The following is a 3,439-nucleotide window of genomic DNA, read 5'->3' as shown; positions in this document are numbered from 1 at the left end:
TTCTTCATCTCGGGCCTGGCGGAGACGAACCGCCCGCCGTTCGATCTGCCCGAAGCCGAGTCCGAGCTCGTGGCCGGCTACGCCGTCGAGTATTCGTCCACGCCCTACCTGCTGTTCCAGATCGGCGAGTACGCCAACATCGTGCTGATCTGCGCGATGACGGTGATCCTGTTCTTCGGGGGCTGGACCGCGCCGTTCCCGACGCCGTTCACCGACGCCTGGGCGCCGACGGCGGCCAGCTTCTTCTACTTCATGTGGTTCTTCCTGAAGGTCATCTTCTTCTTCTTCCTCGTGGCCATGGCGAAGGCGATCGTGCCCCGCTACCGCTACGACCAGCTGATGCGGCTGGGGTGGAAGGTGTTCCTTCCGTTCTCGCTGATCGCGATCTTCTTCATCTCGGGCTGGGCGCTGTTCGTGCTGCGGCCGGCGATGGGCGCATGAGGACGGTGACCGCCATCATGGCCCTTGTGGCGCTGAGCGCCTGCGCGAGCGCGCCGGCGTACCGCGACGAGGGCTTTGCGACCTACGACGCCCTTCGCGACGCGCAGCAGGCCTGCGCCGCCAAGGGGATGACGCTGAAGCTTCGGGACCAGGGGGACTCCAGGCGTCTGGACCACTGGGCCTGCCAAAAGGACTGAGACGACGATGCTGAACCGGATCGGTCAGGCGGTGAAGGGCGCGGCCCTGCTGGATTTCGCGGGCGCCTTCGGCCTCGCCATGAAGCACATGGTGCGGCCCAAGAAGACCGTGCAGTACCCGCACGAACGCAATCCGCAGAGCCCCCGGTTCCGCGGCGAGCACGCGTTGCGCCGCTATCCCAACGGGGAAGAGCGTTGCATCGCCTGCAAGCTTTGCGAGGCGGTGTGCCCGGCTCAGGCGATCACCATTGAGGCGGAACCGCGCGCCGACGGCAGCCGCCGGACGACGCGCTACGACATCGACATGGTGAAGTGCATCTACTGCGGCCTGTGCCAGGAGGCCTGCCCGGTGGACGCCATCGTGGAAGGCCCGAACCTGGAATTCGCCGTCGAGACCCGCGAGGAGCTCTACTACGACAAGGAGCGCCTGCTGGATAACGGCGACCGCTGGGAACGCGAGATCGCGAAGAATCTGGAACTGGACGCGCCGTACCGCTAAACCCGCGGCGCGATTCCGCCGCCCGCGACGCGGGCAAATCCGAGGGACGAAAAAGAGAGCCGAATGGCCCTGCAGGCGATCGCATTCTACTTGATGGCGGCAGTCACCGTCGCAGCCGGTTTTGGCGTGGTCTCCGCGCGCAACCCGGTGCACTCGGTGCTGTGGCTGATCCTGGCCTTCTTCTCGGCCGCCGGTCTCTTCGTCCTGATGGGCGCGGAGTTCCTGGCGATGCTGCTGGTGGTCGTCTACGTGGGCGCCGTCGCGGTGCTCTTCCTCTTCGTGGTGATGATGCTGGACGTGGACTTCACCGCGCTCCGGCAAGGCTTCGCCCGTTACATGCCGCTGGGCCTGCTGATCGCAGGCGTGCTGGCGGTGGAGATGGTCGTCGTGTCCTCGACCGTGGCGGCGCGCGGCGCCGCCGCCGGCAACGCGCTGCCGATGGCGGCCGGCCGCGGGCCGGTCGACGTCACCAACGCCGAGGCGATCGGCCGGGTGCTCTACACGGACTACGTCTACTTCTTCCAGGCGGCGGGCCTGGTGCTGCTGGTGGCGATGATCGGCGCGATCGTGCTCACCCTGCGCCACAAGCCGGGCGTGAAGCGCCAGCTCGTCGCCGACCAGGTCCTGCGCACGCCGAAGACCGGCATGCGCGTCATCGACATCAAGCCGGGCGAGGGGATCGGCGAATGACCATCGGCCTAGCGCACTACCTGGCCGTCGCCGCCATCCTGTTCACGATCGGCGTCTTCGGCATTTTCGTGAACCGCAAGAACATCATCGTCATCCTGATGTCGGTCGAGCTGATCCTGCTCGCCGTGAACATCAACCTGGTGGCGTTCTCGGTCTACCTCGGCAACGTGGTGGGGCAGATCTTCGCCATGTTCGTGCTCACCGTCGCGGCCGCCGAGGCCGCGGTGGGCCTGGCCATCCTGGTCACCTTCTTCCGTAACCGCGGCGACATCGCCGTGGACGACGCCTCGATGATGAAGGGCTGAGCGAGAAGTCCATGGATCCGCAAGTCCTCGTCTCGATCATCCTGTTCGGCCCGCTGCTGGGCGCGATCACGGCCGGTCTCTTCGGACGCTTCATCCCGAGCGTCGTCAGCCAGGCGGTCACCACTGGCCTCCTGTTCCTGTCCGCGGCGCTGTCGTGGGTGGTGTTCAGCCAGTGGACCTGGGGCGGCCTGGAGCCGTTCACGGTCACCTACGCTCCGTTCATCCACGTCGGCGACTTCATCTCGAACTGGTCGTTCCGTCTCGACGGCCTGTCGGCGGTGATGCTGGTGGTCGTCACGACCGTCTCGTCGCTGGTGCACCTCTATTCGTGGGGCTACATGGCCGAAGACCCGCATAAGCCGCGGTTCTTCGCCTATCTCTCGCTCTTCACCTTCGCCATGCTGGCGCTGATCAGCGCCGCCGACTTCATGCAGCTGTTCTTCGGCTGGGAAGGCGTGGGCCTCGCGAGCTATCTGCTGATCGGCTTCTGGTTCAAGAAGCCGACGGCCAACGCCGCCTCCATCAAGGCGTTCGTGGTCAACCGCGTCGGCGACTTCGGCTTTGCGCTCGGCATCATGACGGTGTTCTGGGCCTTCGGGACGATCCAGTTCGCCGAACTGTTCCCCCAGATCACGGGCGCGACGGCGCGCACCTGGGAGTTCATCGGCCGCGACTGGCGCCTGCTGGACCTCGCCTGCGTGCTGCTGTTCATCGGCGCTATGGGCAAGTCGGCCCAGTTCTTCCTGCACACCTGGCTGCCCGACGCCATGGAGGGCCCGACCCCGGTGTCGGCCCTGATCCACGCCGCCACGATGGTGACGGCCGGCGTCTACATGGTCTGCCTGCTGTCGCCGATGTTCGAATACGCGCCCGTCGCGAAGAACGTCGTGACGATCATCGGCGCGGTGACGGCCCTGTTCGCCGCCACCGTCGGCCTGACGCAGAACGACATCAAGCGGGTCATCGCCTATTCGACCTGTTCGCAGCTGGGCTACATGTTCTTCGCCGCGGGCGTCGGCGCCTATCAGGCGGCCATGTTCCACCTGTTCACGCACGCCTTCTTCAAGGCCCTGCTGTTCCTGGGCGCGGGCTCGGTGATCCACGGCATGGCCCACGAGCAGGACATGCGCCGCTACGGCGCGCTTTCGAAGTACCTGCCCATCACCTATGCGGTGATGACTATCGGCACGATCGCCATCACCGGCCTGGGCATTCCCTTCGTCGACTGGGGCTTCGCCGGCTTCTACTCCAAGGACGCGATCATTCACGCGGCCTACGAGGGCGCTCAGGCCGGCCACGCCATCGGC

6 protein-coding genes are annotated in these 3,439 nt (G+C 66.1%); all 6 read left to right on the top strand.

The annotated features are described in order from the left end of the window. Positions 1 to 441 (top strand): NADH-quinone oxidoreductase subunit H (locus tag RIF93_RS19500; protein ID WP_309093108.1); only part of this gene is annotated, 441 nt, incomplete at its 5' end. After that, a complete protein-coding gene (locus tag RIF93_RS19495) occupies positions 438 to 638 on the top strand; it encodes a hypothetical protein (protein WP_309093107.1) in 201 nt (66 codons plus the stop codon). The genes RIF93_RS19500 and RIF93_RS19495, both read left to right, overlap by 4 nt. Positions 639 to 645: 7 nt before the next feature. Further along, positions 646 to 1,137, top strand: a complete 492-nt coding sequence (gene nuoI, locus RIF93_RS19490; protein ID WP_309093106.1) for an NADH-quinone oxidoreductase subunit NuoI — start codon at positions 646 to 648, stop codon at positions 1,135 to 1,137. Positions 1,138 to 1,200: 63 nt separating this feature from the next. Further along, positions 1,201 to 1,827 carry an NADH-quinone oxidoreductase subunit J gene (locus RIF93_RS19485; RefSeq protein ID WP_309093105.1) on the top strand — a complete coding sequence of 209 codons (627 nt, stop codon included), beginning with the start codon at positions 1,201 to 1,203 and terminating at the stop codon, positions 1,825 to 1,827. Continuing rightward, positions 1,824 to 2,132, top strand: a complete 309-nt coding sequence (gene nuoK / locus RIF93_RS19480) for an NADH-quinone oxidoreductase subunit NuoK (protein WP_309093104.1) — start codon at positions 1,824 to 1,826, stop codon at positions 2,130 to 2,132. The genes RIF93_RS19485 and nuoK overlap by 4 nt, the downstream gene beginning before the upstream one ends. Positions 2,133 to 2,143: 11 nt before the next feature. Further along, a partial coding sequence (gene nuoL, locus RIF93_RS19475) for an NADH-quinone oxidoreductase subunit L (protein WP_309093103.1) occupies positions 2,144 to 3,439 on the top strand: 1,296 nt, incomplete at its 3' end.

It is taken from the genome of Phenylobacterium sp. (genome assembly GCF_031181185.1).
GTDB lineage: Bacteria > Pseudomonadota > Alphaproteobacteria > Caulobacterales > Caulobacteraceae > Phenylobacterium.
The sequence above is the reverse complement of the archived record's forward strand: the minus strand, read 5'-3'. Positions and strand labels throughout refer to the sequence as shown.